We start from the raw sequence: 4,364 nt of genomic DNA on the forward strand, positions 1-4,364 counted from the left end.
TAATCTTTTCCATTTATATGAAGCCAATCGACAAATGCATTTCCATAATTGTATCCAGCTGCAGCTACTAACACATTCATTCCATACTTCTTTGTTTTCTCGTATGCTCGTTTAAAAGCTTGAACACCAACTCTTATTGATTCTTCAGGATCTGTAATAGTATTTGGTGCTAATCCTTGAGATTCGCTACTTTGCATGACATCTCCACCATTACCATTACTTTCAACTTGTATGATCGCTAAAATAACGTTCGCTACTTCAGGTATTCCCTCTTCTTCCGTAATTTGTTTCACTAGTTTTTCATACGATAACACTTTCTCACTCAATCCTTTACGACTTCGTACATTAGTTTTAGAGGTAGAAGAAGAGGAATTAGACGTTACAACTCCTGTAATAGAGAATACGATGATAAAACAAATAAATACTGGAAGTAAAAGTAAAGTCATTCTGATAATCCATTTCTTCATCTTCTTACTCCTCTTCATCCCTATCAACTCGTCCGCCACCTTTAAATAAGGCTAATTCATTTTTAGAAGCGTATACGCTAAACTCATAGTTTGCCCCACCATCAATATTTAACAAACATTCTCCTACACCATAGCGTACTAGTCGTTCTAATTGTCCTTGACGAATCATTCCGTAAGATAATCGTTTTAACCGTTCGATAGAATCCGGTGGCATTTTGAAATAGAATCTGTTTTGAGAGAATGAAAAAACTTCTTTTAACGCAATAGCTTCCTCTGAAGAAACGACTTCAGGAGATAAACTATTAATTGATTGTGTCGCAAGAGTTACTCCAATAAACAACTTTCGCCCTTCACGCTGAAGAGTATTAATAAATCTTGTTTGTCGTATGTTATCCGCATTAATCTGATTATGGCATTCATCTATAATTAATTGCCCTCTAATAGCATCTTCAAATTTAATAATCCCTTCTTCTACTAGTCGTTTTTGTTTTTCTCCATTTCTTATTAATTCCGCCCACATGGAACTAGAAGCAATAAAGACTTGTGCATTTGTAATTCGTGGATCTAGTTTTCTAAGTCCAGTAATATCATAAAATACAATCTGTTCATCTTGTACATTAGAAATAGTTGTATATTGGTTAAACAACTTCCCATACTGATTCAAGAGTTTTTCGATTGTAACTTTGATTTTCCCATAGGCTTCTTCTTCAACTTTAGAAAAGTTCTTTTCTTCACGTAACAACTTCTCTTTTAATAATTCTTGAAGGTCTTCTAGGCGAGGATAAGTCGTTGCTGGATTTCCAGTATAAGGTAATCCGTTACCAAACCCTCTTTTTTGATACAATTGTCCTACTAGATTTTCAAAGCAGTCTATCTCTTCCGCCGTTGCTTCAGGTTTTAAGATAGAATACCATGTAGCCAATTTTGAAATGTGTTGAATATAACTAGAAGAATCATCAATGTTTCCTTCCTCATCAACACTAGTAGGAAATACTTCAAATACATTTATTGTTCCTTTTGTACCGTCTAATGTAAGTACTGTCCCATTAAAGTATTCTACTAATGTTCGATATTCTCCTGAATAATCAAATCCTCTAAGCATCGTTCCGATGGATGCCCAATGTGTCATAATCTTTTTAAGCAAGGTTGACTTCCCTGAACCCATACTACCTAAAATAATAGAATTATAATGTACACGATGGACATTATCGACTTCAAAGGCATCCCAAATAATCTGTCCATTTGTAAAACTATCTCCTATATACTTTCCTCTTGCGTCATGTAAAAATACATGGTTCGCAGGAAAAGTTGTCCCAATATTTCTTGAAGGAATATCTCTTCCAATTCGTTTGTTAGGTAGTTTTCGCTGACTAACAGCATCCAAGTACATTGATTGCCATTCTTCTTTTTGCTCCATTAAAAGAGTTGTTGTTTTAAAACTATGACGATCTAAAACAGATTTTGCATCTTTTAGTCGTTCTTGTAGCTCTTCTAATGTGTCCGCATGCAAATTGATTCTAAGTGTCATATACTTCACAACTTCTTTTGCTTTTCTTACCGCAATTCCTAATTCTCTCAAATCTTCAAATTGTTCTAAGGCAATCATTGAATCGTAAGCGTCTTTCTCATTGACATATCTTGAATACTGTTCTCTCATTGCTTTAGATAGATTTTTTAATGTTTCGTCATCTTCTTTACTAGAAAAGTCCTTTGTCACAATAGCGTTAGGAATATTGAAGACTTCACTTAACCAAAAGCCATTAATTTCAGTTGGTAATTTATAAACATATAAAGTTGTAGAGTACCCTTCTCCGGTTTTAATATACGTATCTTTAAAGACAATTCCCCCAATTGGTTGAATATTGCAGAAGAACTCTACGTTGTACCCTTCTTTTTCATACTTTGTGATTCCTTTAAATCGATTATCCTTTTTGATTTCCTTTTCAACTTCATCATAAATAGTTACTTTCTTTCCGTCTACAACTTCTTTAACTCTCTTCAACTGATGCTGAAGGATTCGCTAATCTAAATAATACAATTCGTTTTTTATCATTCGTGATTGGATATACGTTTAACTGTCCACTATACCGGAACATATCTTGACGATTTTCTTTCAGTTCTTCGATTGTTTTTCCATAAATGAAAATGAAGATTTCTTTATTATTGCTATCTTCATTAAAGACTTCCATTTCTGATAACGATTCATTTAATCGATACCGTTTGACTTCATCTGTTGTTTTATTTAATTGCTTACGATAGTATCGTTGCTGTGAAGATGTATCAATTGGTATATTCATCGATACGACTTTATAAGGCATTACATATAGCAATGATAATGCTTCATATAGATGGACAATCTCACTAATTTCAGATTGATCCATTCCCATCAGATTGTATCCACCTAATTGTAAGATATCCATATATCCATCTTTTAGACGGATAAATCCACCTTCTGATTCATTTAGAATCCCTTTTACTGGTAATACATCAGTCGCATAAAGAACTCGTTTTGTAGTAATTCTTTTGTTATCTTTTTTCTTTCCAAAGAAACTCCTTTTTTCTTTCTTTTGTGTTGTATCAAATCCCATATGTTCTCCTTTCTATTATTCATAAAAGACCTAGGTTAGTCCCCTAGGTCTTGGTACTCATTTAATACGCCTTCTTCTTCAAGCATGTGATAGTAGTTTTTATCTCTCTTTAAAATTAACCATATCACTTGATATCTGCGTTTATCAGGGTTCATTCGATTGCGTTTAATCGACCAAAAACTGATAAAGATACAAAAAACAATATAAAATGGTTGTAAAGGTTGATAAACAGCTGGAGAAAGCATATAAAACAATAAGCCAATCAATAACATAATGAAGATATCATTCAAGGTATACTCACCTATGATTTTAACTTCAGGAGTTAATGATTCTATATTTCTTTGATTCATTTTCTATTCTCCGTTTCCAGAAGGACGTGTTGGGTGATCCTTTGTTTTATTTTGATATTTTAAATGTGTTGTTTTATATCGTGGTGCTTTCAAGGTTACAGAATCATTTTTAGTATTTTTTTCAGAAGTTGTTCTTCCCATCGATGGTTTTATATTATATCGTCCTTGTACATTATTTAATCTTTCTCTTCTTTGTTTAGCTTGTTTTATAGATTCCTTAGATGCTACTAAAGGACGTGTTGGAGAGTTTGTATCCTCGTTATCTTTACGATTATTTGGATCTGAAACACCATATTTTTGTTGGTTTTTTCTCGCTTGTTCCTCAAATGCTTTTTCCTTCTCGTTTTCCTTTTGAACGCTTGGATTAGTCGTTACGACTGGTTCATTTGTCCCTGAACCTTGTTCCGCAACAGATGGAGTATCTTCTTTTTCTTTCATCTTATCATTTACAGCTTGTTCAAATTGATTCCGTTTTGAAGAATCAGAACCGTTTTTTTCTTGCTTTGAACCACCAGAAAGGATATCTGAAAGTTTATCTTTCCCTTTTTTCCCAGCTTTATACGTTGCTGAACCAACTTTTCCAAGTCCTTTGCCTACTAACACTCCAGCCTGAAGCATTCCAAAAGCTCCTAATGTAGTTGATTTTAATCCAGCGTCATATCCTGTTAATTCTTGAATAATCACTGGTCCATCTATAACCGCTAACGCAACCCCCATTTGAGCAATGAGTTTTGTAAAGCCGTTAATATCTAACTGATTAATTGCACCGTACACAATCCCAAAAAGATAAATCATATATGAGGATAGGACTACAGTTAAAAGTACATTTAGCACATTTTTGATAATCTTTTTAATTCTCTCTCCATTCTCAATATCCGATAATGCAAAAATATTGATTAACGTGTAGCTGTAAATCATTTCAAATAATAGTTTTGCGACTTTTAAACTTGTCATAACAT

At 33.4% G+C, this 4,364-nt stretch carries 5 protein-coding genes; all 5 read right to left on the bottom strand.

Translation table 11 applies throughout. The features are described 5' to 3' along the window. Positions 1-467 (bottom strand): lysozyme family protein (locus Q0594_RS03565; protein ID WP_298729646.1); only part of this gene is annotated, 467 nt, incomplete at its 3' end. Between the two features lie 4 nt (positions 468-471). Beyond that, the gene (locus Q0594_RS03570; protein WP_298729648.1) at positions 472-2,469 is read right to left on the bottom strand and encodes a DUF87 domain-containing protein; all 1,998 of its coding nucleotides are present in this window, start codon (positions 2,467-2,469) and stop codon (positions 472-474) included. Continuing rightward, the gene (locus Q0594_RS03575) at positions 2,456-3,055 is read right to left on the bottom strand and encodes a hypothetical protein (RefSeq protein WP_298729650.1); all 600 of its coding nucleotides are present in this window, start codon (positions 3,053-3,055) and stop codon (positions 2,456-2,458) included. The genes Q0594_RS03570 and Q0594_RS03575 overlap by 14 nt, the downstream gene beginning before the upstream one ends. Positions 3,056-3,090: 35 nt before the next feature. Next, on the bottom strand, positions 3,091-3,405 hold the full coding sequence (locus Q0594_RS03580; protein WP_298729653.1) for a DUF5592 family protein: 315 nt from the start codon (positions 3,403-3,405) through the stop codon (positions 3,091-3,093). A gap of 3 nt (positions 3,406-3,408) precedes the next feature. Then, a partial coding sequence (locus Q0594_RS03585; protein WP_298729656.1) for a hypothetical protein occupies positions 3,409-4,364 on the bottom strand: 956 nt, incomplete at its 5' end.

Source organism: uncultured Granulicatella sp. (assembly GCF_938030755.1).
In the GTDB taxonomy this organism is placed as follows: Bacteria; Bacillota; Bacilli; order Lactobacillales; family Aerococcaceae; genus Granulicatella.